This window comes from Aureibacillus halotolerans (assembly GCF_004363045.1).
Lineage (GTDB): Bacteria > Bacillota > Bacilli > Bacillales > DSM-28697 > Aureibacillus > Aureibacillus halotolerans.
Window position 1 is genome coordinate 19,736 of sequence record NZ_SNYJ01000011.1, and the last position, 24,345, is coordinate 44,080.

The window sequence follows — 24,345 nt, forward strand, 5'->3', positions numbered from 1 at the left end:
CGGCGCAGAAATGCTTGGGCTAGAGAAATGAAAGAACCATTTCCCTGCCCAATCATGTTCTGACCTTCGCTTCTGAACGTACAGCGCTCCGCTTTTCGTTTTTTTTTAACACATTAAAAGGATTACACATAGAATAAAAAGGCAATACATAAGTAAACATAAGGAAGGTCATGTTGTCTTTGGTGTTGGATGACTTTGAATGACAGCGTTGCGAATTGTTTTGAAGATCTGTTTACTTATGGTACAATCTCATACATATGAATTAGGTAAGTAAAATAGTCTGCATTGGACAATTGCAATTGAGTCAAAAAGGCAGTACGATACAGTATAATGTAAGGAGCAGAGCCTTCGCGATTCGTAACGTTATGCATGGATGTAAGATGGGATCAAGGTGGTTTGTGCAATATCGTCGTTAAGAAATCACAGAAGATGCACAAGGATGTCCGCTGCCCTTCTCGTAATGTTTTGAGACTAACGCAAGGGGTGAAGAGTTTTATGTTTAAATTTAATGATGAAAAAGGGCAATTGAAATGCTCTTTCTGTGGAAAAACACAAGACCAGGTGAGAAAATTGGTCGCTGGTCCTGGCGTATATATTTGCGATGAATGTATTGAACTTTGCACGGAAATCGTGGAAGAGGAGCTCGGTTCTGAAGAGGAAGTGGAATTCAAAGAGGTTCCTAAGCCTATGGAGATCAGAGCCATTCTGGATGACTATGTCATTGGACAGGATGAAGCGAAAAAGTCATTGTCTGTCGCTGTATACAATCACTATAAGCGCGTCAACAGTAACAGTAAAGTGGATGATGTGGAGCTTTCTAAGTCCAATATCGTCTTGATGGGACCTACGGGTAGCGGAAAGACATTGCTTGCCCAAACGCTTGCGCGTATTTTGAACGTGCCGTTTGCGATTGCAGATGCAACGTCTCTAACTGAAGCTGGCTATGTTGGTGAAGATGTTGAAAATATTCTTTTAAAGCTGATTCAGGCCGCGGATTATGACGTTGAAAAAGCTGAAAAAGGAATTATTTATATTGACGAAATCGATAAAGTGGCACGTAAATCAGAAAATCCTTCAATTACGCGAGATGTTTCTGGGGAAGGCGTGCAACAAGCCCTTTTGAAAATTCTTGAGGGAACTGTGGCGAGTGTACCTCCACAAGGGGGACGTAAACACCCACATCAAGAATTTATCCAAATTGATACGACCAACATTCTGTTCGTTTGTGGTGGAGCTTTCGATGGCATCGATCAGATTATCAAACGTCGTCTCGGCAAGAAGGTTATTGGATTTGGAGCCGATAATGCGAAGGAAGAAATGTCCCAAGGCGACTTGTTGGCTAGTGTGTTGCCAGAGGATCTGCTTCGCTTTGGTCTCATCCCTGAATTTATCGGTCGTTTGCCGGTTATCGGTTCATTGCGTCCACTTGATGAAGAGGCATTGGTTGATATTTTGTCTAAGCCTAAAAATGCACTAGTCAAGCAATATGAAAAGTTGCTGGAGATCGATGACGTGGAGCTTATATTTGAAGAGGATGCACTTCGTGAGATTGCTAAAAAAGCAATTGAGCGCAAAACAGGAGCTCGTGGTCTACGATCCATTATTGAAGGCCTCATGCTTGATGTGATGTTTGATCTTCCATCGCGCGATGATGTAAAGCAATGCATCGTGTCGTCTGAGACGGTTAAAGGTATTGATTTCCCACGACTTGTCCTTGAAGATGGGTCTGTCGTTGATCAGCCGAAAACGTCACCAGAGAGTGCGTAACGGGCTCCCTAGTTAATGATAGAAAAAAAGCACCATAATTCGCGTCGAACGCGGTATTGTGGTGCTTTTTTGTGTGTGCATTTGCTGTGTTTGCTTGACTTTGTATCATTTTAGGAAAGTGAGTGATTTGCCTGTTTAATGATTCCATCCTGGGGCGATACTAGCAATTAGTAGAAGGAAGAAAGGATGAAAAGGGATGGGACTTACAGGCGTTGTTTTACTCATTCAGTTGTTTTTTGGGGTCGTGATTGGCCTCTATTTTTGGAATTTGCTACGAAATCAAAGAACACAAAAGGTATCTATAGATCGCGAGTCAAAAAAGGAAATGGAAGCCTTGCGAAAGATGCGGTTGATTTCATTAACTGAACCACTTGCGGAGCGCGTTCGGCCGAAAACGTTTGATGACATCATTGGTCAGGAGGATGGGATCAAAGCGCTAAAGGCAGCATTGTGTGGCCCTAATCCGCAGCACGTCATCATTTATGGCCCTCCAGGTGTAGGCAAAACAGCTGCCTCAAGGCTCGTGCTTGAGGTCGCTAAGCGTAATCAACGCTCGCCATTTAAACCTGCGGCTGTATTTGTCGAGCTAGATGCGACAACGGCACGGTTTGACGAGCGGGGCATTGCCGACCCGTTAATTGGATCGGTCCATGACCCGATTTATCAAGGCGCTGGGGCGATGGGTCAGGCGGGAATTCCTCAACCTAAACAAGGGGCGGTATCCAATGCGCACGGTGGTATGCTGTTTATTGACGAAATTGGCGAATTGCATCCGATTCAGATGAATAAAATGTTGAAGGTTCTTGAGGATCGAAAAGTGTTTCTTGAGAGTGCGTATTACAATGAGGAAAATACGCAAATCCCACGTCATATTCATGACATCTTCCAAAATGGCTTGCCAGCAGATTTTCGTTTGATTGGTGCGACGACGCGTACCCCAGAGGATATTCCACCGGCAATCCGTTCACGTTGCTTGGAAATTTTCTTCAGAGAACTGGATCATCGCGAAATTAAGCAAGTGGCTAAAAATGCTGTGGAAAAAATTTCAATGACTGTAGATGAAGCAGGTATTGATAAAGTGGCTTCCTACGCAAAAAACGGACGAGAAGCAGTAAACATCATGCAGACAGCTGCTGGGATCGCTATTAGTAAGGATGTAAAGGACATTACGCTGCAAGATATAGAGTGGGTCATTCATTCAAGTCAAATGTCTCCTCGCGTAGAAAAACGCATCCATCAAAAGCCAACCATTGGTCTTGTCAATGGTCTAGCTGTCTATGGACCGAACACGGGGGCGTTGCTGGAAATTGAAGTGACAGCATTGAGGGCGAAGGATGAAGGCAGCATTAACATTACAGGTGTGGTAGAGGAAGAGAGCATCGGGAATAGCAGCAAAAGCATCCGGCGTAAAAGTATGGTTAAAGGGTCAATTGAAAATGTGAGAACGGTTTTGCGAGCAATGAATGTTACTGCCGATGGGTATGATGTGCATGTGAACTTCCCGGGTGGGATTCCGGTGGATGGACCATCCGCTGGAGTTGCGATGGCCGTTGGATTGTATTCAGTGTTTCGTAAAGTGCCTATCGACAATAAAATAGCCATGACGGGTGAGATTAGCATTCATGGGCAGGTGAAACCGGTTGGTGGCGTCTATGCTAAAGTGAAAGCAGCCAAGGAGGCTGGAGCGAACCGGGTCATCATCCCAAAAGAAAATGATCAGGCATTGCTTCATGAAATTGAAGGCATTGAAATCATTCCAGTGACACATATGCTTGAAGTGTTCGACGTTATATTTGCTCAAGCAACCCCATTGCAGTCAACAGACACAGAAGAAAGAGAAGCAAAAAACGCTTAGAGAGCAGCTTGGCAATGTAAGTAGCTAGCGCTCATCTGAGCGTTTTAGCTATGTTTAATGATACACACCAATAGACAAATGTTCATCTTGTAAGATAGAATTGTACAAGATGCTTTCCCATGGTAGTCATATAGAGAAGGTTTTCGCAGGAGGTGTTGGTCGCATGGTGAAATCAACAGAAAAAATTGTACCATTACTACCATTGAGAGGACTGATTGTGTATCCGTCAATGGTGCTTCATTTAGATGTAGGACGTGACAAGTCCGTTCAAGCATTAGAAAAGGCAATGATGGAGGATCATTTAGTTTTCCTTTCTACACAAAAGGAGATTGGTCAGGACGATCCAACACATGAAGATATTTATGCCATAGGTACGCTCTCGAAGGTGAAGCAAATGCTAAAGCTTCCGAACGGCACGATCCGAGTGCTTGTGGAAGGGTTATCGAGAGGTAAAATCGATTCATTTGTTGAAAACGAGGATACTTTTGTTGTTCGTATTGATGCTCTTGAAGAAGAGCCTGATGCAGATGTTGAAGCTCAGGCGCTCTCAAGAAGCTTGCTTGCACAGTTCGAAAAATATACGAAGCTGTCTAAGAAGGTGACGACAGAAACGTACGCCACGGTTTCTGATATCGACGATCCTGGTCGCATGGCAGATTTAATTGCTTCTCATTTGTCACTGAAAATGAAGGAAAAACAGGAGATTCTGGAGACGCTCGATGCCAAGGAACGTTTGCGTAAACTAATTAAGCTCATAACCAACGAGCGTGAAGTGCTGGCGATGGAAAAGAAAATCAGTCAGCGCGTAAAGCAGTCAATGGAACGAACGCAAAAAGAATATTATTTACGTGAACAGCTTAAAGCCATTCAGCAAGAGCTCGGTGATCGCGAAGGCAAAACCGGTGAAGTGGCAGATCTTAAGGAACGTATCGAAGCAGCCAATATGCCAGAAAATGTGTCTGAGGCAGCGTTGAAAGAGTTGGATCGGTATGAAAAGATTCCAGCTTCTTCAGCCGAAAGCTCTGTTATTCGAAACTATATTGATACGCTTTTGTCCTTGCCATGGACAGAGGAAACTGAAGATGTACATGACATTGAACGTTCAAGCGATATTTTAAATGACGATCATTATGGACTTGAGAAGGTCAAAGAAAGAGTGCTGGAATTTTTAGCTGTCCAACAACTGACCAAGTCCTTAAAGGGACCTATTCTTTGCCTTGTTGGTCCTCCAGGCGTGGGGAAAACATCCTTGGCGAACTCCATTGCTGAATCACTAGGAAGAAAATTCGTTCGAGTGTCACTCGGAGGCGTTCGCGATGAGGCGGAAATTCGTGGCCATCGCCGTACGTATGTGGGCGCTATGCCGGGGCGAATGATTCAAGGAATGAAAAAGGCAGGGACAATTAACCCAGTCTTCCTTCTTGATGAAATTGACAAGATGGCAAATGACTTTCGTGGTGATCCAGCATCGGCAATGCTTGAGGTGCTTGACCCTGAACAAAACCGTCATTTTAGGGATCATTATTTGGAAGAAACGTATGACCTTTCAAATGTAATGTTTGTAGCCACTGCCAATAACCTTAGTACGATCCCTTCGCCTTTGTTAGATCGGATGGAAATTATTCATATCGCAGGATATACGGAGGTAGAAAAGCTTCATATTGCCAAAAATCATCTGTTTCCTAAACAGTTAAAAGCCCACGGTTTATCAAAAGGGAAACTGCAAATGAGAGATGAGGCCATTCTAAAGCTTCTTCGTCATTACACAAGAGAAGCTGGGGTTCGAGGACTTGAACGTCAGCTGGCGAATCTTTGCCGTAAAGCAGCGAAACAAATTGTGTCCTCCGAAAAGAAACGCATCATTTTAACGGAAAAAACGATTGAATCGATGCTTGGAAAACCGCTCTATCGATATGGCCAAGCTGAGGTGAAAGATCAGATTGGTGCAGCGACAGGGCTAGCGTATACGATCGCTGGTGGTGACACGCTTTCAATTGAGGTGTCTTTATCACCGGGAAAAGGAAAACTCATATTAACCGGTAAGCTCGGTGATGTAATGAAGGAATCTGCGCAGGCCGCATTTAGCTATATTCGCTCTCGTGCAGATGAGTTAGACATTGCTCATGATTTCCATGAAACACGAGATATTCACATTCACGTGCCTGAGGGTGCCGTACCAAAGGACGGACCTTCAGCTGGTATTACAATCGCGACAGCGTTAATCTCTGCACTCACAGAACGTCCTGTACGTAAAGAAGTGGGTATGACGGGTGAAATCACTTTAAGAGGTCGTGTGTTGCCAATTGGCGGCTTAAAAGAAAAAACGTTAAGCGCTCATCGGGCTGGTTTAACGACGATTATTGCACCATTAGAAAATAAAAAAGACTTAGAAGACATTCCGAACAGTGTTCAAGAGGTGCTTGATTTTCATTTTGTGAGTCACTTGGATGAAGTGTTGGATATTGCTCTTCTTAAGGCGGAGAACATGTCATGAAGGTCATCTCAGCAGATTTAGAAGTCGTTGCCGTTAAGCCTGAACAATTCCCGAAGGATCGTCGTCCGGAAATCGCTCTTTCCGGCCGTTCGAACGTCGGGAAATCATCATTTGTTAACACAATGCTTGCGCGAAAAGCGTTGGCTCGTACGTCACAACGTCCTGGTAAAACACAAACGTTGAATTTTTACAGTATTAATGAGGCCTTTTATTTTGTCGATGTTCCTGGATATGGCTACGCGAAAGTGTCAAAGACCGAGCGTGCTAAATGGGGAGAAATGATGGAAAATTATTTTTCTAACAGTGAATGTCTAAAAGGAGTCGTTCAGCTCGTCGATGCGCGTCATGCGCCCTCGGTGGATGATGTGCAAATGTATCACTTTTTAAAGCATTTCGAGGTTCCAGTCATTATCGTTGCAACGAAGGTTGATAAATTGAAAAAAACACATGTGCCAAAACATGTGAAGCTTGTGAAACAAACATTGGATTTTGATGACCAAGATCAGTTCGTATTGTTCTCCTCGATGACAGGTCAAGGGAAGGACGATGCGTGGGGAGCGGTTCGTCAGCTCATTCAAATATAAAAGGCTGTCTTGGTCGTCAACTGACGTCCAAGCAGCCTTCTTTTAGTGTTTTTTTATAAGCATAGTGCTACCGACAAGAATGAGAAGCACGGGCCAATAGGTAAATGGAAGCTCAGGCACCCACTGTTTTGGTGCAAATGCCAAAAATCCAGCAATTGCTGTAAAGAGAATCGCCAATACGAGACCTTTTTTGTTTGTAAAAAAGAGAATGAAAAAAGCGATACCGATAATAAGAAAAAGAATCCAGTAGGATGAAAGAAAGTTGCTTGGCAAAAGGGAGCTCAGCATAAAATAAATGCCTATGCCGACTAAAATCGCACCAGGAGCAAAATAAAAAGGTTGCCTGCCTAGTGAGGCACTCAGCAGGAAGGAAGAACCAATGAGCACTAACAGCATAGGTGGTGATGAAAAAGGCGTCAGCCAGTCAAAATCGAGTGTGTGACCCAAACAATAAATGCCTAACGAAATAAATAATAATCCAGGAAAAAGTAGCTGTGATTTCAATATATGCGCCTCCAAAAATGTCTTCCTCTTGAAAAATGTCCGTACTTTTGTTACATTTTTGTAAGATTGCTTTTGATGGAACATCTTCTATCATAGCATAGGGTTGTTGATTTCTGTTCACAATTGTTTAGTCGGGAAAGGGTTCACATTTGTTATACTATAGACAGAAGCTAGAATAACTCGCACGAGATAAAGTCAATAAACAGTAGTGAAAAACGCAAAGGCTGAATGAAAACGTTTGTCTTTCAGATGCAAAGATTTGAAAGGCTCGGTGTTGTTTTTGTGGGCATTGAGCACTGGATAAGGCGAGGCAATGGAGAAAGTGAGCGTTGTCACGAAGCAAAACAGTTTGCCTACGAATGCAAATATAGAGATAAAGGGTTTGTATTCTAACAAAGTACACATCCTATAAGTGAAGCTTTTGGAAAGAAGGTTGGGTGAGGGACATGCATATCATCGCTATGAGCATGAACTATAAGACAGTTCCTGTCGAATTTCGGGAGCGCGTGTCATTTGACAAGGAATCAATGCCTGAAGCGTTGCATACGTTACGAGAAGCGAAAAGCATCCTTGAGAATGTGATTGTTTCAACATGCAATCGCACAGAAATTTATGTCGTTGCTGACCAGGTACATACTGGTCGTTATTACATGAGGTCTTTTTTAGCAAAATGGTTTGACATTTCTTTGGGTGAAGTTGAAGAAGGCGTCACGTATTTTGAGGACGACGATGCGATCCAACATTTGTTTGAGGTAAGTTGTGGACTAGATTCTATGGTTCTTGGGGAGACACAGATCCTCGGTCAAATAAAGGATAGCTTTTTGATTGCTCAACGTGAACAGACGACTGGAACCCTTTTTAACCAGTTATTTAAGCAAGCGATCACACTTGCAAAGAGGGCACACGCGGAAACAACAATTGGAGAAAGTGCCGTTTCTGTCGGTTATGCAGCCGTGGAGTTAGGCAAAAAGATCTTTGGCAGCCTTGAGGGCAAACACGTGCTTATTGTTGGTGCAGGAAAAATGAGCGAATTGGCGGCTAAAAATCTTGAAGGTCAAGGGGTCGCAAGCGTATCCGTGATGAACCGTACGTACGAGCGTGCGAAAGAGCTTGCAGACCGCTTTGATGGCGATGCAATGACTTTCGATGGCGCTCTTGATGCACTGGCGAAAGCTGATATTTTGATTAGCTCAACCAATGCAAGCCGCTATATTATTACGAAGGATATGGTGCAAGCCGTTGAAAAGAAGAGAAAAGGCAAGCCATTTTTCTTAATTGATATTGCCGTGCCAAGGGATTTGGATCCGGCGATTCATGAGCTTGACCATATGTTTTTATACGATATCGATGATTTAGAAGGCATTGTTGAAAGCAATTTGGAAGAGCGTAAAAAACAGGCAGAAAATATCCGGACGATGTTGGTAGCGGAAAAGCGCTCGTTTCAAGAATGGTTGAATACGTTAGGTGTCGTACCGATGATTACATCATTGCGTGAAAAAGCGCTTGATATTCAGTCGGAAACCATGAAAAGCATTGAGCGTAAAATGCCTGATCTCACAGATCGTGAACGCAAAATTCTCAACAAACATACAAAAAGTATCGTCAATCAGCTTCTGAAAGGACCGATTACAAAGGCGAAAGAGCTCGCAGGAGAGTCTGGTTCAGAGGACGCATTGAAAATGTTTGCAGAGATGTTCGATCTTACGGAGACGGAAACTGCGAAAGAAGATACGCAAAAAGTGTTCGTGTCTGTTGCTGACGATGATGCAAGTGAGAGGAAATGGAACCGCGCAACCGCTGGAACATAAGCATTAGCTCCAGAAAGGTTGGTCATGATGATGATAGATCCTTCTTTACGCTGGCTCTTTGATGCAGCGGTAATCCTTTATGCGTTGAGCATACTATTTTATTTTATAGATTTTGTCCAAAACAACCGGAAGGCCAGCCGAATTGCCTTCTGGTTGCTTGCCGTTGTATGGGTATTACAAACGACTTTTTTTATTTTGAAAATGATTGAGATGGGTCGTTTTCCGGTACTTTCAATGTTCGAAGGGATGTATTTTTATACGTGGCTGCTCGTGACCTTTTCACTGGTGATGAATCGATTGATACGAGTGGCATTTGCTGTCCTTTTCACGAATATTGTCGGATTTTGTTTTCTTGTCTTGCATTTGTTTTCACCTCAGCAATATGAGTCTGCAATGCTAAGCGAGAAGTTAATGTCAGAGCTGGCCATTTTACATATTGCTATGGCGTTTATTGCGTATGGGGCATTCACGCTGGCCTTTGTGTTTTCCCTGTTGTATGTCTTGCAGTACAAATGGTTGAAAAAACGTCAATGGGGCACAAAGCTCCAGCGTTTAAGTGATCTGTCGCACCTTGAGAAGCTCTCGTTTGTCTTCACCATCCTTGGTGTGCCATTGCTTTTTTTATCGCTTATTTTAGGAACCTTTTGGGCCTCGCTTACTGTCGCTCATTTTCAGTGGTATGACCCAAAGGTCGTTGGCTCATTTCTAGTGCTGGCCGTTTATAGTGTACTCCTGTTCTGGAAAGCGTCCGGGCGATTGTTTGGCCTGTCGATGGCAAAATGGACGTTTATTAGTTTTTGCGTGCTCGTAGCCAATTTTTATTTGGTCGGTATTTTTTCACGATTTCATATTTGGTCTGCTTAAAAATGAAGCTTCATTACGGAGAGGTGTTTTGCATTGAGGACAATAACGATAGGATCAAGACGAAGCCAATTGGCTTTGACACAAACACGTTGGGTGATCGAAAAGCTAAAAGCCAATAATGTCCCTTTTTCATTTGAGATTGAAGAAATTGTGACAAAAGGAGACCGTATTTTAGATGTGACGTTGTCCAAAATTGGAGGCAAAGCTCTTTTCGTAAAGGAAATTGAACAGGCCTTGCTTGAAGAGCGAATTGACATGGCGGTTCATAGCATGAAGGATGTCCCGTCTGAAGTTCCCGAAGGCTTTGTCATTGCATGCATTCCTGAAAGGGAGGATGAGAGAGATGCCTTTATCTCAACATCCGGTCAACGGCTTGAAGAGCTACCTGAAGGCGCTGTAATTGGAACAAGCAGTCTGCGACGTGGCGCACAGGTCCTTGCGAAACGTCCAGATGTAAGAATTGTCCCTTTGCGAGGCAATATTGACACACGACTTAAAAAGCTTAAGGATGAGCCGTTTGACGCCATTATTTTAGCTGCTGCAGGTTTAAAAAGGATGGGTTGGTCAGAAGAAGTTGTGACCGAATACTTGGCACCGACGGAATTTATTCCTGCTGTTGGACAAGGCGCATTGGCGCTTGAATGTCGCAAAGAAGATAGTGCGTTAATTGAAGCGCTACAAGCTTTGCATCATAAAGAGACGGCATTGCGTGTCGATGCTGAAAGAGCCTTTTTGTATGATATCGAAGGAAGCTGTCAAATTCCGGTTGCAGGCTGGGCAGAGCTTTATGAAGATGGTGTTCGGCTTACGGCACTCGTGGCATCCCCAGATGGGAAAACCATTTTACAGGAAACGGTAACAGGGAAAGATCCAAATGCAGTGGGGAAAGAAGCGGCACGTCGGCTTGTAGACCGTGGTGCGAAAGATCTTTTGAAGTCCTTAGAAGGCTATGAAGGAAAGTAAACCAACCAAAGTCCTTATCCCAAAAGCCTATCAAGACGCCTCAAACCTTGCTGCGATGATTGAAGAAAGGGGCGGCGTTGTCGATTGCTTCCCTGTTTTGAAGATAGAGGACTTCGATATGAGCCCCTTGAATGAGTGGTTAGTACATGACTGGATTGTTTTTACGAGCGTCCATGCAATTGCTTCAGTTAAGCGCCAGATCGGCTTAGAGTGGCTTTGCGATAAAAAGGTTGCTTGTGTAGGGAACAAGACAGCGATGTGGTTACGATCGGAAGGTATCGCTCCTGTTCTCGTTCCTGAGCGCTATTCTTCGCAGTCACTAGGTGAAAAGCTTTTGGTGCAAGTGACTGTTAACGAATCGCTGCTGCATTTTTGTAGCAGTTTATCGGAGGATCGTTTCATTCAAACCTTACGTAGTCATGGCCTCAACGCTGTGCAAATGGTCGTCTATCAAAACCATGCGAATGAAGCGATTCGTCCTGATCTACAACGCTCTTTGGAAAGCCAAATGTGGGATATCGCTCTGTTTACAAGTCCATCAACCTTCGAGTACACACTCCATTTAACGAATACCACTCCTGAGGCATGGAAGCAGGTTCAGTGCTTTTGTATTGGGCCAGCAACGGCAAAAGCCTTGAAAAATAAGGGGATTGTACCAAAAGGAATTGCAAGTGAGCATACGCTTGAAGGCTTACAGGAGACGTTGTCTTCTGCGCAAGTGTTGTAAAACAACTTCTAGGAGGAATGCTGTATGACATTTGACAGGCATCGGCGCTTACGTCGAACAGCGACAATGCGATCCATGGTCAAGGAGACGACATTATCCGTCGCCGATCTAGTGTATCCATTGTTTGTTGTTGAAGGAAAGCACATACGGAATGAGGTCGCTTCAATGCCTGGGGTGGAGCATGTATCCTTAGATGAACTCCCTAAGGACATTTCCGATATTCAAGAGCTTGGCATTCCAGCCATTTTATTGTTTGGTGTTCCGGGAGCAAAGGACGATGTAGGGTCTCAGGCTTATGCTGATGAAGGCATCGTACAACGTGCAACAAAGCTCATTAAGGAACTTGCGCCAGATCTTCTGGTCATTGCTGACACGTGCTTGTGCCAGTATACGGACCATGGGCATTGCGGCATTATTCATGATGGGTATGTGGACAATGACGAATCGCTTTCACTTCTTGTGAAGACGGCGGTATCGCAAGCCGCGGCAGGCGCAGATGTGATTGCGCCATCAAACATGATGGATGGATTTGTACAAGCCATTCGTCAAGGCTTGGATGAACATGGTTTTGTGGATGTTCCGATCATGTCCTATGCTGTAAAATATGCGTCCTCCTTTTATGGGCCATTTCGAGATGCAGCCCACAGCACGCCACAGTTCGGTGATCGAAAAACGTATCAGATGGACCCGGCAAATCGGTTAGAGGCGTTACGCGAAGCTGTATCAGATGTCAACGAAGGAGCGGACATGCTTATCGTCAAACCTGCGTTATCCTTTTTAGATATTCTAAGAGATGTTCGAAATGAAACGAATGTCCCTGTCGTTGCATACAACGTCAGCGGAGAATATGCCATGATTAAAGCGGCAGCTCAAAATGGTTGGTTGTCTGAAAAAGAAACCGTGCAGGAAATGCTGACGAGTATGAAAAGAGCAGGTGCCGATATCATCATTACGTATTTTGCTAAGGACGTAGCACGGTGGTTAAAGGAGGAGCAAGAATGAACTCATACGAAAAGTCAAAGCAAGCATTTCAAACGGCAGTCAAATTAATGCCTGGAGGCGTAAACTCGCCAGTTCGAGCATTTAAAAGCGTAGGCATGGACCCTGTATTTATGAAGCGTGGGTCTGGGGCATTGATCGAAGACATTGACGAAAACAAGTACATTGATTATGTGCTCTCATGGGGACCGCTTATTTTAGGACATGCAAATCCACAGGTTGTTCAAGCCTTACAGGAAACAACGGCGCTTGGGACAAGTTTTGGTGCACCGACCGAGATTGAGAATGAGCTCGCTCAGCTTGTCATTGATCGTGTTCCATCCATTGATGTGGTCAGAATGGTCAATTCAGGAACAGAAGCGACAATGAGTGCCCTGCGCCTTGCTAGAGGTTTTACAGGTCGAAACAAGATTCTTAAATTTGAAGGCTGTTATCATGGTCACGGCGACTCGCTTTTAATAAAAGCGGGGTCTGGCGTAGCGACGTTAGGGTTGCCGGATAGCCCTGGCGTACCGGCAAGTGTAGCGAGCCAAACAATTACTGTCCCTTACAACGATCTTGCTTCGGTTTCCCTTGCTTTTGAACAATATGGGGACGACATTGCCGCTGTCATTGTTGAGCCTGTGGCAGGAAACATGGGTGTGGTACCTCCTCAAGAAGGCTTTTTAGAAGGCTTGAGAGAAGTCACAACGAATCAAGGCGCATTGCTCATTTTTGATGAGGTCATGACAGGCTTTCGTGTTGGCTACAATTGTGCCCAAGGCCATTTTGGAGTGACACCGGATATTACGTGTCTTGGAAAAGTCATAGGCGGAGGGTTGCCTGTGGGTGCCTATGGAGGCAAAGCAGAAATTATGGAACATATCGCACCGTCTGGCCCGATTTATCAAGCAGGAACTCTTTCGGGGAACCCGCTTGCAATGACGGCAGGCTATGAAACATTACGTCAGCTTACGCCAGAAACGTATACAGCGCTTGAGCAGAAAGCAACTTTCCTTGAAGAAGGAATGTCTGCAGCGGCGGAAGCAGCAGGTGTTCCTCATTGGTTCAACCGTGCTGGCTCAATGCTAGGCTTTTTCTTCACAGATCAGCCAGTGATTAATTTTGAGGTAGCAAGCTCATCAAACCTCGACTCCTTTTCAACATATTATCGGGCAATGATGGAGGAAGGGGTCTTCTTACCACCTTCGCAATTTGAAGGCTTGTTCCTCTCAACGGCTCATACCGATGAACAGCTTCAAAAAACCGTCGAAGCAGCAAAAGTTGCCTTTGCAAAAATATAAACGAACAAGCATGTCGATCAGTAATAGATCGGCATGCTTGTTTTTTTGTGATGGCCAAATACTTATGAGGTTCACAAGCGCTTTTAGCCAATATCCTTTTTCAAGTAATAGCGACGATGATCACGAGGACACTCTTCAAGAATTCCGTGTATTTCATAGCCGTGCTTGAGATAAAAATCTAATGCTTGAAAATCAAACGTGTCTAAATGAATTAAGTGGATTCCGTATTCTTTTGCAGTACGTTCAATATCAAGGAGCAGTCTGCTTGCTAGACCTTTATTTCGAAACTCATCTTTGACCCATAATGCGTCAATGTATACACATCTCCATAAATAATAGCCACAATTGATTCCCGCGATGATCTCGCCATCATTGTTCAGAACGTGCTTATTGAGTTTTGAAAAGGGAATCGCAGCCTCAAACGCAACATTCTCCTCATTAAATTCCACGATTCTTTTTTCGATAAACTCAGCCTCTTTTTTTGTACTTTCATTCATTTTAAACTGCTGCATTAGGAGCTCTCCTCTTTTTCCTTTTACAATATTTTACTACATGTGAAATTCCTTTGCCAAGATTCATATGCCTTTTGTTGGAGCATCACCACAACTTGAGGATGACTTAAATACGAGCGGTCATATACTCGCTTTTACCCTTTAGGGTGAAAGCGAAGTGTTTTGACGCAGCGGTCGTGTTTTCGTCGCCCTTGTGATTGTCTGAAGATGTGATGAGATGTTCAAGAACGACTTAGGCAATGACAAAAAACCTTCTTACTTTCTTTATAGATTTGCGATTGTCTATAATGCCATCATTGCGAAAAAGCCTATGGAATCATTCCTCATAAATTCTGTCATATCGATGGGGCAGGCTACATACACTCGTAGGGATATGATTGACGAAAAGGAGGCTTCGTATGGCACAAGGGTCATCATCTCTGCATTTTTCCCTAGAAGAATCGATCGCGTTTCGTAACGAGCAGAGCTTTGAGGAATTTTTATCGATAAGCCTGGATCCTGATATTTCGATTATAGAGCAAGCGCAATATGTGAGCATTAAAGGGGCACTCGTCCTCTCGGGAGAATACGAACAGAGAGAAGAACAAATTCATGATACGGAATTTACATCCATTCGAAACGTAGATGAGGTCACAGGAGGAGAAAACGGGGTTCTGTCTTTTCAGCACCGCTTTCCGGTTGATATTACCATCCCTTCTCATCGGATTGAGAGCCTGGATCACGTATATGTCACGGTCGAATCGTTTGATTATGACACCACATCACAAGGGAACCTGAATCTACAAGCCGACGTTGCGATCTCAGGCATATTGCAGGAGGGGTCACGAGCGGATTGGCAGGATCAGGAGATTGACGACTATGAAGAAGACGGTGAGGAATTCGGTTTAGAAGATTCTGTGGCTTCGCAGCAAAGGGAGGAGCAACTCCGCGATGAGGAGGCTGCAAGGTCCGCTGTTGTCCATTATACGCCTACACTTCCTGGTGAAAGCAATGAGGAACGTGAGCTGAAGGCACCGGCTAGACGAGACGAGCAAAAGAGCACTTATGAACAGTTTGAGGCAATTGATTATTCAGAGACATTGCCATCTTATCAACGTGAGCAAGAAGAGGACGAACAGGAAGACGTGCTATTTCATTTGGAGGAAATGAGCACTGACCAGGATGAACCACGAGAGCTGGTTCGTCACAATAGGACGCCGGCATTTCACTTTGATTCGCAAGCGCCTTCTGATGACAGCAACGACGACCAAGCAGCTGTGGAAAAAACCTCTTCAACACGGAATGAAAATGCACTGTATTTAACGAAATTTTTGCAGCAGCATGAGGATGGCGAGCGGCTTACGCGGATGAAAATATGCATCGTTCAGGAAGGTGACTCCGTCGAGCATCTTGCTGAGAAATACGATGTGCAATCGCAGCAAATTGTGCGTGAAAATAAACTCGAAGACGAGACGCTTGAGGAAGGGCAACTTTTGTACATTCCTGTTAGCGTTGCCTCAAAATAATGTCGGCAAAAGAAACGACAGTTCAGTTTGTAAAAGAGCTAGAAACTACATTTTCCTTTCAGGTGAGCAATATTCATATGGGGCGGGGTAGCCAGTTTGACGTCTGGACAAATGTGGGCCAGTTTGGCGGTCGCCGCTTCGTAAATGAAGAGGCGATTCGTCATGTAGAGGAAACCGCAAGACAGCTTGCTGAGCAATCCATGTTTGTCATTGCTGTTCCCTACCGTTGGCCAGAGGCTTATCTTTACAGTCAGGCTTTACAATCCTTTGTTGCTTTGTACCAGAATGATACGGAGCAGCGGGGAGGGCAGTCCGATGAAAAGGCCCTTTTTGAACAGCTTGGTCAAGCTCATCGGATGTTACAGCATGAAGAGAAACCGGATAAAGAACGGATAAAGCAGGTTTGTGAAGCATCGCTTGAGAGGAAAAAAAAGCAGTCTGCAAATTTGGACGAGATCATCATACGCATGGATCGGGAGCGATATCCATCCCCATTTGAACAACAATTTCAGCAGCATTTTGGGGTGTGGAGACAGCAGCATGAAGAGAGCGTTGAAGCATTAAAGGAATACATCGACAAATGTATTGATGAGGATGAACATCCTGGAAAGACAGCGGTGTCTATGACAGATGGCCGACTTGTTAAACAACCTATGCTACGTTTCATTCCAGCAACTAAACGCTCGATCGATGCCAATGTTTTTGACCTTATTCGACTGATCAACGTGTTTCCTGATGAAGAGACGTCCGTTGCTTTGGAAGCGTATCAAAGGCACGTTCATCTTACTGAACAAGATGTTCGCTTGTTTGATGCAAGTATCCTTGATACAAGCTCGGCGGCACGATTGGCAACGAGGTATCTCTCTCGAAAAGGGAACTCTTCTGAGATTCAATTTTTGGATCGTTTGCAAACTTTGAATGCCAAGCTCAAGACACATCGAAGCTGGAGTGAACAGTTACAGACATTGGTCGGTGAGAAAGCAGCTGTCGTCGATGAGGCAACATTTCCTGAAAGCGAAGAAAAACAAGAAGTTGAATAGAAAACGGACGGGATGCGCATTTGCTCCGTCCGTTTTTCATTAACTCAACTTTCAGCACCTTTTATTTGGCAGGCAGTCTTAGATATCACTGGGTAAAGCCACAATCCAATATTGTTTTGCTTTTTATACAAGCTGCCATACGCTCGCTTTCACCCTAAAGGGCATAAGGGCAACATCGACTCAAAAAGACTTCGTCGTGATTTCTTTGCCACAGGGCGAACTACGAGCCTCCTCGATCGCTTGCGCAACTGTAGGATCTCGCTTAGCTCGCTTTTACACAATACGGGTACTAGTGCAACATCGATTCGAAAGGACCTCATCGTGTTTTCTTTTCACCCTTAGGGTACAAGTGCAACATCGACTCGAGAGTACCTCGCCGTGTTTTCTTTGCCGCAGGAGTCTCGCTAGTGGCATCTTTTTATGACCGCATCAAGTTATGATGTGATATGAATAAAAACGCAGAAACAAACATCTGCGTAGTCAAAATACGTAGACTCCTGCGGGAACAGCGCGAGCTGAAGATCCCGGAGGAAAGCTTTTGCTTTCCGAGGAAGCTGAAGCCGTGCCAGGCGGTAAAGTAAACACGATGAGGTACTCGCGAATCGATGTTGACCTTATACCATTTATGGTGCAAGCGAAGTATTTTGACGAAGCAGTCGTGATTTATGGTTTAGAAGTCCGCTTCGTTAGGCGCAGTCAACATTAAAAGTGCTTTTTGCTCTGCGAAAGTTGAGACATTAATTATTGAGCGTCTCAACGCTTTGCGCCAATGTTTTTCGGATATATCCTGCTAGATAAAGTGACCCCGTAATGAGGATTTTCCCACTCGTAGGAAGATGATGGGTGACATAATCATCGATATCTTCATAATACGTCCATGAGATGTTCGCTGCATCGAGCTCCGTCGAAATCATCTGTAAGGAAATGCGGCGTTCAACAAATGGTGAAGCAATGACATCAAAGGTGGCATTGATCGGAGAGAGGCTTTGAATCATATCATGCAATGACCGTCCGCTCGTAAACGACACGACAACTCGCTCTGGCATAAATGAATCGGCCTGCATTGCAGCGACCAATGCCTGCAGCTCAAATGGGTTGTGCGCCCCGTCAATTAGAATGTCTTTGCCATCTCTAGCCAACTTCTCATATCGACATGGAATTGTTGTCCATTCGAGGGCGGAAGTTGCTTTCGGCCAGTTTATAGAGACACCATTGACCTGCAATGCCTCAATTACAGCTAATGCTGTGGCTGCATTGTTTTTTTGGTAGAGCGCTGCGGAGATCATCGGAAGGCCTTTAATCGAATGAGAAAGTCCTTTGTAATGGAGTTGGTCACCTTCCCAATGGACGAAGAAATCCGAATTCAATTGTGTTATTGGCACTCTCTTAATCGAGTTTACTACCGTCGTTTGCGCGGCTTTGTTCTCAATGCTCATAATGAGCTGTTTAGTACAAGGCTTAACAATTGCTGCTTTATCGTTGGCAATGTCTTGGATCGTGCCTCCAAGCAAATCGGCATGGTCAAGCGTCATTTCTGTTAAAACAGCAATGGTTGGCTCGAGAATGTTCGATGGATCCGACCGTCCACCAACGCCATTTTCAAAGATAATCAGTGAGAGCCCTTGCTCTGAGTACCAAAACAATGCCGCCAAAATCATCATATGCATATGCCCTGCGTTTTCAATCGGGTGCTCGTCAAGCTTTGTTTTAATCCGTAAGAGGAGTGCATCGAAATCCTCAGAAGCGATTGGCGTACCATTGATTTGAATACGTTCTTCATAAGCTTCTAAATGAGGACCAGTAAAGAGACCATGTGAGACATTGGCGGCAGTCAGCATTGCTGATATATAATGAGCCGTTGAGCCTTTTCCGCAGGAGCCGGCAATCTGTACGATCGACATAGTAGAGGGATCGACAGAAAAAAGATCAAGAAGCTCTTGCATCGTCTGCAAGTGCCGTTGATCCGTTCGGTCGGTGAACTTATTGTAAAAGGATGAAAGAAAGGTATACGAAGTGGCATTCACAAGTGTCAGTCTCCTTTGCAAGCTATGGAGACATCATAACGGGAGTGCTGAGAACATGCAAGTGAGAATTAAAGCAATTCAAGATGAAAGGCAAGCAGTAAGCCAATCAGCAAACCGAGCAGCAAAATATCGAGCGGCGTTGGAAACAGCAATGTGCGAAGTAGCTGAAAAATAACGAGCGGGGTAATACATGCTTCGAGAACAAAGCAGCATTTTCGCACCCAAGGGGGCATGCGGTAACGTGAGTGTCGTTTCATGAAGTCCACTCCTTCTATTACTGATAAGCCTAACGATTTGATTATGTCGAGCATTTTATGAACAGACACTTGACCCCTTCTATACATATTACATATAATAGAGCAAAGCTATGACAGGAAAGAGTAAAAGAGGCGGTTGTTTTTAAGAGAAGAGCGTCATTGGCTGCGAGCGCTCAAACACCACTTTTTGAATGTCGTCCTCGAGCTGCTTCTTTGAACAGTGTGTAGAAGAAGCCGGCAACCGACCGTTATCTGGCCTTAAGTGCGCAGCGATTCATGTAGAAGCTGCGAATAAAGGTGGTACCGCGAACAACTTCTGTCGTCCTTTTATGGAGATAGGGGTTTTTTTGTTTTTCTAAAGCTAGATTATGAATGGAGGCCATAAAATGACACAGGAAAAAGAATTGCCGAAAAAGTACGATCCAAAAGGTGTTGAACAAAAATGGTATGCTCACTGGATTGAAAATGAGTATTTTAAAGCCGACCCGTCTTCAAATAAAGAACCGTATACGATCGTTATTCCACCTCCCAATGTGACGGGAAAGCTGCACCTTGGCCATGCATGGGACACGACGCTACAGGATTTATTGACGCGTTTCAAACGAATGCAGGGTTATGATGCCCTCTGGTTACCAGGAATGGACCATGCGGGTATTGCCACGCAGGCGAAGGTAGAAGAGCAGCTGAAAAAGGAAGGCACAAGCCGATATGATCTTGGGCGTGAAGCCTTTTTACAGCGAACAATGGATTGGAAGGAAGAGTACGCTGCTTTTATTCGCGAACAATGGGCGAAGCTTGGTTTGGGGCTTGATTATTCAAGGGAGCGCTTCACTTTAGACAAAGGATTGTCTCAAGCCGTTAATAAAGTGTTTGTGTCTCTATACGAAAAAGGTCTTATTTATCGTGGGGAATACATCATTAACTGGGACCCGGCGACAAAAACAGCGTTATCTGACATTGAAGTAGAGTACAAGGATGTGAACGGCCATTTTTATCATCTGCGTTATCCATTAGCAGATGGGTCTGGGTCTCTTGAGATTGCGACAACACGTCCAGAAACGATGCTCGGGGACACCGCAGTCGCTGTTCATCCAAAAGACGAACGTTACCAGCATTTGATCGGCAAAACGTTGATTCTTCCGATTGTAGGGCGAGAAATTCCGATTGTTGCAGACGATTACGTGGATCCAGAGTTTGGTTCGGGAGCTGTTAAAATCACACCAGCCCATGATCCGAATGATTTTGAAGTTGGAAACCGTCATCAGCTTCCTCGTGTTCTCGTTATGCATGAGGATGGCACGATGAATGAAAACGCGGGCGTGTATGATGGACAGGATCGCTTTGAATGCCGTAAAAACATCGTTCGTGATATGCAAGAATCAGGCGTTCTCTTTAAAATAGAGGACCATTTGCATTCCGTTGGTCATTCAGAGCGCAGTGGCGCAGTCGTTGAGCCGTATTTGTCCACCCAGTGGTTTGTGAAAATGGAGCCACTCGCAAAACAGGCAATTGACCTGCAACAAGATGAAGACAAGAAGGTAAGCTTCGTTCCTGAACGTTTTGAAGGCACGTACATGCGCTGGATTGAAAACATTCGCGATTGGTGTATTTCACGTCAGCTTTGGTGGGGGCATCAAATTCCTGCCTGGTATCACAATGAAACAAACGAGCTATACGTTGGTGAAACGCCGCCAGAGGATGAAAGTCAATGGACACAAGATACGGATGTACTTGATACGTGGTTCTCTTCGGCGCTATGGCCATTTTCTACATTAGGCTGGCCAGACACGTCCTCTGAAGACTTCAAGCGTTATTTTCCAAACAACGTATTGATTACAGGGTACGATATTATTTTCTTTTGGGTGGCTCGAATGATTTTCCAAAGTGTTGAGTTTACGGAGACACGTCCATTTGACGATGTGTTGCTTCACGGTCTCGTCCGTGATGAGCAAGGGCGCAAAATGAGCAAATCGATTGGCAATGGGATTGACCCAATGGATGTCATTGATCAGTATGGAGCAGATTCTCTTCGCTATTTCTTATCCACAGGGGGAACGCCTGGACAGGATTTACGCTTCTCAATGGAGAAGGTCGAATCGACGTGGAACTTTGCCAATAAGATTTGGAATGCGTCACGTTTTGCGATGATGAACATGGAAGGCATGACGTATGATGACATTGATCTAACACAGGCGCCAACACTTGCCGACCGCTGGATTCTTGATCGTCTAAACCAGACAATCGAACACGTGACGAGAAACCTTGAGAAATATGAATTTGGTGAAGCTGGAAGAACGCTTTACAACTTTATTTGGGACGACGTGTGCGATTGGTATATCGAAATGGCGAAGCTGCCGTTGTACGGAGAAGATGAAGCGGCGAAGAAGCAGGCACGTTCCGTACTCGCTCATGTTCTTGATCAAACGATGCGCTTGCTTCATCCGTTTATGCCGTTTATTACCGAAGAAATTTGGCAGCATTTGCCTCACAAAGGTGATTCTCTCGTGCTTGCTGAATGGCCAAAAGCAGATTCGGCATTCTCAGATGAAGAGGGCAACGAACAAATGCGCCGCATTGTTGAGATTATTCGATCTGTACGTAACAGCCGTGCAGAAGTGAACGCTCCAATGTCGAAGCCGATTGAGCTATTGATCAAACCGAAAAATGAAGCCATCGCTAAGCAGCTTGAGGCACAAAAACAGTATATAGAGCGCTTCTGTCAAACTGATCAGTTGACGATTGACCCAGATTTAACGTCACCAGACAAAGCAATGACGTCCGTTCTTTCAGGTGTTGAGCTTTATCTGCCACTAGCAGGACTGGTTGACATTGAAGCGGAAGTGGAACGAATGAAGGCTGAGCTTAAGAAGCTTGATGCGGAAGTCGATCGTGTAGAGAAAAAACTGGCGAATGAACGCTTTGTCAGCAAAGCCCCTGCACAGGTCGTCGAAGAAGAACGACAAAAAGCGGTTGATTACAAAGAAAAACGGGAAACCGTTGCTCGGCGTCTAGAAGAGCTGCAGGAGCAGAAATGACCTACGAAGAAGCCTATCAAGTACTGAAGAATCGAGCAGCCTTTGGCATTAAGCCTGGGCTGGCTCGAATGGAACGCTTGCTTGCGGAAGCAGGGCATCCTGAGCGTGCGTTACCTGTTATTCATATTGCAGGAACGAACGGAAAGGGCTCCACATTACGGATGCTTTCCAGTGTATTGATGGCGTCGGGATATCGCGTTGGAGCTATGACCTCTCCAGCGCTTTCGCATTATCTGGATCAGCTTTCCATAAACCATCTCCCAATTGAGGAAGATACGTTTGCCGACATCGTGGCAGAGGGTGAAGCATTGGCGAGCCGTTTAAACTGGGAGGATATTGGCGAGCCAACAGAATATGAAATGCTTGCGCTCGTATTTTTTATGTGGATGGCGGACGAAGGCGCTGTGGATGTCCTTCTCGTTGAAACAGGGCTTGGCGGTCGACTCGATATGACCAATGTCGTCGATCCAATCCTCTCGATCATTACGACGGTTGGCCTTGATCATGAGGCGATTTTAGGACATACGATTCAAGCCATCGCTTCTGAGAAGGCAGGCATTATTAAATTAAATCGGCCAGTCATCTCAGGCGTGTTAGAGCCAGAAGCGTCTAATGTCATTCGTCAAAAAGCTGCTCAAATGAATAGTGTATTGCTAGAGATTGGTCACTTTTTTTCTGTGAAGAAGGCTGCTAAACATAAAGAAGGTGTCACATTCACGTACAAAAGTGACCAAGCCCAAGATGAGAAGAGCTATGTCGTTGGCATGCACGGACTCTATCAAGCACACAATGCGAGTCTTGCGGTGACTGCCGCCAGATATCTTTTAAATAAGACGGATTTTACAAACATCTCTGAACGCTCCATCGAAAGCGGTTTGCAGCATGTATCGTGGCCGGGACGCTTTGAACGTTTGCTTAACGAGCCAGCGCTCTATTTGGATGGAGCCCATAACCCACCTGCTGCGAAAGCACTTGTGGAGACCATTCAAGCAATTTGGCCAAATCAACCTGTTCGCATGCTAGTCGCCGTATTTGCAGACAAGCAAATCGATGCGATGCTGGACGTATTCAAGCCATTAAAGGGAGAATTAATCCTCACTACATTTTCCCATCCACGGGCGATCAACCAAGACGATCTGGAAGCTGTAGGGGCAAGAGCGAATGTTGCCGTGGCTACAAAGTGGCGTGATGTCCTAAGGCGTTGGTTTCAGGAGCCAGGAGCTCCAATGATCGTCACCGGTTCCCTAACGTTCGTTCAAGAGGTTCGGGAAGGTATTCACGAAATACAGCAAGAGAAGTCATCAAAGGAATAAAGTCGGGGGTGGTTTCAATGTCTGCGTTCTGGATGGTGTATTTTATTCTAATAGGCCTCGTGACCAGCTCGTTTTTTTCACTCGTTGGTTTGCGTGTGCCGCAAAAGCAATCGATTCTCAAGCCGCGCTCTCGTTGTGACTCATGCGGAGTGACGCTTACATGGAAACAGCTTATTCCTGTCGTTTCATATAGCGTGCAAAAAGGGCGTTGTGCTTCTTGTGGCACACGTATTTCACCTATTTTGCCTTTCTTTGAGTTATTGACGGCCGCGGTGTTTGCTGTGACGTACATGACATTTGGTTTGCAATGGTACACTGTCATCGTGTTGCTTTTTTTCGCTTTGCTTCACATGATTTCCGTGTCTGATCTATTTTTCATGCGCATTCCGAACATCATCCTTCTCGTTGGAGGAGGGCTAGTCGTCATCGTACAGCTGTTTAATCCTTATATGACCTTAGTTTCTTCATTGATTGGGGGAGCTGTTGGCTTTGGTGTGCTTTTCCTCCTCATGGTTATTAGTCGTGGTGGCATGGGTGCAGGAGATGTAAAATTGTTTTTCTTCGTAGGTTTTGTGCTTGGTTGGGGAGACACATTGCTCGTCCTGTTTTTGGCTTCACTCCTTGGCGCGGTCTATGGCATCATTGGTAGAATAGCTGGACGGTTCGAGAGAAAGCAATCTATCCCTTTTGGTCCCTTTATTTCATTAGGCGCAGTAATTGTTGTGCTGTATGGCGATATTTTGCAACGCTGGTATATGGGCGGATAACATGCAATGTCCTCTTTTAGATGGATTGGCGAAACCTGTTCTAT

Annotated in this window: 20 protein-coding genes and 1 other annotated feature; of the genes, 16 read left to right on the forward strand and 4 right to left on the reverse strand. The window is 44.8% G+C overall.

Going from position 1 to position 24,345, the window contains the following annotated elements; translation table 11 throughout:
- The first annotated feature begins 495 nt into the window (after positions 1-495).
- The 4 genes from clpX (at position 496) to yihA (ending at position 6,700) form a co-directional block, all read left to right on the forward strand.
- A complete protein-coding gene (gene clpX, locus EV213_RS13045) occupies positions 496-1,767 on the forward strand; it encodes an ATP-dependent protease ATP-binding subunit ClpX (RefSeq protein ID WP_133580990.1) in 1,272 nt (423 codons plus the stop codon).
- A 196-nt stretch (positions 1,768-1,963) separates the two neighbouring features.
- The gene (lonB, locus tag EV213_RS13050; protein ID WP_133580991.1) at positions 1,964-3,622 is read left to right on the forward strand and encodes an ATP-dependent protease LonB; all 1,659 of its coding nucleotides are present in this window, start codon (positions 1,964-1,966) and stop codon (positions 3,620-3,622) included.
- Between the two features lie 163 nt (positions 3,623-3,785).
- Entirely contained in the window at positions 3,786-6,116 is a 2,331-nt protein-coding gene (lon, locus tag EV213_RS13055; RefSeq protein ID WP_133580992.1) for an endopeptidase La, read from the forward strand.
- Positions 6,113-6,700: a ribosome biogenesis GTP-binding protein YihA/YsxC gene (yihA, locus tag EV213_RS13060; protein WP_133580993.1), complete on the forward strand. Its 588-nt coding sequence runs from the start codon at positions 6,113-6,115 to the stop codon at positions 6,698-6,700. The genes lon and yihA overlap by 4 nt, the downstream gene beginning before the upstream one ends.
- A 42-nt stretch (positions 6,701-6,742) precedes the next feature.
- Here the strand turns inward: yihA and EV213_RS13065 are convergent, their stop codons facing one another.
- Positions 6,743-7,204, reverse strand: coding sequence for a hypothetical protein (locus EV213_RS13065; RefSeq protein WP_133580994.1), 462 nt, complete (start codon positions 7,202-7,204; stop codon positions 6,743-6,745).
- Positions 7,205-7,650: 446 nt separating this feature from the next.
- Here EV213_RS13065 and hemA point away from each other — a divergent pair, with 446 nt between their 5' ends.
- The 6 genes from hemA to hemL are packed head-to-tail and all read left to right on the forward strand — an operon-like array spanning position 7,651 to position 13,848.
- Positions 7,651-9,012: a glutamyl-tRNA reductase gene (hemA, locus tag EV213_RS13070; RefSeq protein ID WP_133580995.1), complete on the forward strand. Its 1,362-nt coding sequence runs from the start codon at positions 7,651-7,653 to the stop codon at positions 9,010-9,012.
- Between the two features lie 24 nt (positions 9,013-9,036).
- Entirely contained in the window at positions 9,037-9,876 is an 840-nt protein-coding gene (locus EV213_RS13075) for a cytochrome C assembly family protein (protein WP_341770352.1), read from the forward strand.
- A 33-nt stretch (positions 9,877-9,909) separates the two neighbouring features.
- Positions 9,910-10,839: a hydroxymethylbilane synthase gene (gene hemC / locus EV213_RS13080; RefSeq protein ID WP_133580996.1), complete on the forward strand. Its 930-nt coding sequence runs from the start codon at positions 9,910-9,912 to the stop codon at positions 10,837-10,839.
- Complete coding sequence (locus EV213_RS13085; RefSeq protein ID WP_133580997.1) at positions 10,826-11,566, forward strand: uroporphyrinogen-III synthase; 741 nt, start codon at positions 10,826-10,828, stop codon at positions 11,564-11,566. Before hemC ends, EV213_RS13085 begins: the two co-directional genes overlap by 14 nt.
- A 24-nt stretch (positions 11,567-11,590) precedes the next feature.
- Entirely contained in the window at positions 11,591-12,568 is a 978-nt protein-coding gene (hemB, locus tag EV213_RS13090) for a porphobilinogen synthase (RefSeq protein ID WP_133580998.1), read from the forward strand.
- Positions 12,565-13,848, forward strand: a complete 1,284-nt coding sequence (gene hemL / locus EV213_RS13095) for a glutamate-1-semialdehyde 2,1-aminomutase (RefSeq protein WP_133580999.1) — start codon at positions 12,565-12,567, stop codon at positions 13,846-13,848. The genes hemB and hemL overlap by 4 nt, the downstream gene beginning before the upstream one ends.
- An 83-nt stretch (positions 13,849-13,931) precedes the next feature.
- Here the strand turns inward: hemL and EV213_RS13100 are convergent, their stop codons facing one another.
- A complete protein-coding gene (locus EV213_RS13100; protein WP_133581000.1) occupies positions 13,932-14,360 on the reverse strand; it encodes a GNAT family N-acetyltransferase in 429 nt (142 codons plus the stop codon).
- A 398-nt stretch (positions 14,361-14,758) separates the two neighbouring features.
- On the opposite strand from EV213_RS13100, the gene spoVID reads away from it, so the two are divergent.
- The 3 genes from spoVID to EV213_RS20795 all read left to right on the forward strand — a co-directional run bounded on the left by spoVID (position 14,759) and on the right by EV213_RS20795 (position 17,611).
- Positions 14,759-15,865, forward strand: a complete 1,107-nt coding sequence (gene spoVID / locus EV213_RS13105; protein WP_133581001.1) for a stage VI sporulation protein D — start codon at positions 14,759-14,761, stop codon at positions 15,863-15,865.
- 77 nt (positions 15,866-15,942) lie between these two features.
- Positions 15,943-16,905, forward strand: coding sequence for a hypothetical protein (locus EV213_RS13110; RefSeq protein WP_133581002.1), 963 nt, complete (start codon positions 15,943-15,945; stop codon positions 16,903-16,905).
- Positions 16,906-17,443: 538 nt separating this feature from the next.
- Complete coding sequence (locus tag EV213_RS20795) at positions 17,444-17,611, forward strand: hypothetical protein (RefSeq protein WP_166639304.1); 168 nt, start codon at positions 17,444-17,446, stop codon at positions 17,609-17,611.
- Between the two features lie 31 nt (positions 17,612-17,642).
- Here the strand turns inward: EV213_RS20795 and EV213_RS13115 are convergent, their stop codons facing one another.
- Together EV213_RS13115 and EV213_RS13120 are read right to left on the reverse strand one after the other, a co-directional pair.
- Complete coding sequence (locus EV213_RS13115) at positions 17,643-18,929, reverse strand: bifunctional folylpolyglutamate synthase/dihydrofolate synthase (RefSeq protein WP_133581003.1); 1,287 nt, start codon at positions 18,927-18,929, stop codon at positions 17,643-17,645.
- Between the two features lie 68 nt (positions 18,930-18,997).
- Positions 18,998-19,186 carry a hypothetical protein gene (locus EV213_RS13120; protein ID WP_133581004.1) on the reverse strand — a complete coding sequence of 63 codons (189 nt, stop codon included), beginning with the start codon at positions 19,184-19,186 and terminating at the stop codon, positions 18,998-19,000.
- 101 nt (positions 19,187-19,287) lie between these two features.
- Positions 19,288-19,516 (forward strand) — a binding site (T-box leader).
- 56 nt (positions 19,517-19,572) lie between these two features.
- Between EV213_RS13120 and EV213_RS13125 the strand changes: the two genes are divergently transcribed.
- Genes EV213_RS13125 through EV213_RS13135 form a run of 3 tightly spaced genes read left to right on the forward strand, consistent with a single transcriptional unit; the run spans position 19,573 to position 24,301 of the window.
- The gene (locus tag EV213_RS13125; protein ID WP_133581005.1) at positions 19,573-22,221 is read left to right on the forward strand and encodes a valine--tRNA ligase; all 2,649 of its coding nucleotides are present in this window, start codon (positions 19,573-19,575) and stop codon (positions 22,219-22,221) included.
- Positions 22,218-23,534, forward strand: coding sequence for a bifunctional folylpolyglutamate synthase/dihydrofolate synthase (locus EV213_RS13130; protein WP_133581006.1), 1,317 nt, complete (start codon positions 22,218-22,220; stop codon positions 23,532-23,534). The genes EV213_RS13125 and EV213_RS13130 overlap by 4 nt, the downstream gene beginning before the upstream one ends.
- A gap of 17 nt (positions 23,535-23,551) precedes the next feature.
- Entirely contained in the window at positions 23,552-24,301 is a 750-nt protein-coding gene (locus EV213_RS13135) for a prepilin peptidase (protein WP_133581007.1), read from the forward strand.
- The last annotated feature ends 44 nt before the right edge of the window (positions 24,302-24,345 follow it).